The 1,129-nt window shown below is 35.8% G+C and carries 1 protein-coding gene; it reads right to left on the reverse strand.

Features of this window, described 5'->3' with window-relative positions; genetic code table 11:
- A partial coding sequence (locus ABES03_RS25775) for an aminotransferase A (protein WP_430122081.1) occupies window positions 1-1,007 on the reverse strand: 1,007 nt, incomplete at its 3' end.
- Between the last annotated feature and the right edge of the window lie 122 nt (window positions 1,008-1,129).

The following is a 1,129-nucleotide window of genomic DNA, read 5'->3' on the forward strand; positions in this document are numbered from 1 at the left end:
AGTTTGATGGCAAAATCAAAGCTATTTAAAGGGAGTGTCTCAGGGATTTTAACAAAGAAATAAAATGCTCCATCGGGCTTAACTGTATCAAGTCCCATGGCTGTTAATCGATGAAACACATAATCCCTTCTTATGACATATTCCTCTTTCATAGCAGAAGCATCATTTATTCCTACTGTTAAAGCCTCTAATGCGGCTTTTTGAGCAATGGAATTAGCGCATGAGACATTATACTGATGCACCTTTAAAATGTGCTTTGTAATATTTTCAGATGCAAATAGAAAGCCTATTCTCCAGCCAGTCATTGAGTGGGATTTCGAAAGCCCATTAATCACAATGGTCTTTTCTTTTAAGAAACGCGCTATAGATGTGTGTTTCTGGTCATAGGTAAGCTCGCTGTAGATTTCATCAGCAAGAACAAAAATATCTTTATCTTTTAAAAAATTTGCGATATCTTTGACCTCAGCCTCTGATAGACTAACACCAGTAGGATTGGATGGATAGGGAAGCACAATACATCGTGTCTTCTCAGTGATATATGGTTTTATGGTTTCTAAAGTGAAACGAAATTGATTTTCTCTAAGATCTACATGTATTGGTACAGCACCCATCATTCGAATAATGGGTTCATATCCTGGATAAATAGGGCCAGGTAAAATAACTTCCGTCCCTTCCTCCAAAATGGTTCGAAAAGCAATATCTATCGCTTCACTTGCTCCGACAGTTACAATTATTTCGGAATCCGCTTTATATTTCAAATCATATTTTTTTTCAACAAACTCACAAGCAGCCTTCCGTAATTCGATTGTTCCTGCATTATGAGTATAGGAAGTAAAATCGTTTTCAATCGCAGCAATTCCAGCATTTTTCACATGTTCAGGTGTAGGGAAATCCGGCTGGCCTATGGTAAACGAGATAAGGTCATCCATGTGAGAAACCATATTAAAGAATTTTCTAATTCCTGATATTTCGATATCTTTAACTCTGTTATTTACTAAGTGTTCCAATTTTTGTCCATCCTTCCAGTTAAGGATTAATCTTCGTTTAGGATATCATGAATTTAGACAATTTGTAAGCAAGGTGTTTACATTGTTTTAATCAATTGGCTATTAAAATTGTCTGTTGATTT

Origin of the sequence: Neobacillus rhizosphaerae (genome assembly GCF_050477885.1) — a bacterium.
GTDB lineage: Bacteria > Bacillota > Bacilli > Bacillales > Cytobacillaceae > Neobacillus > Neobacillus rhizosphaerae_A.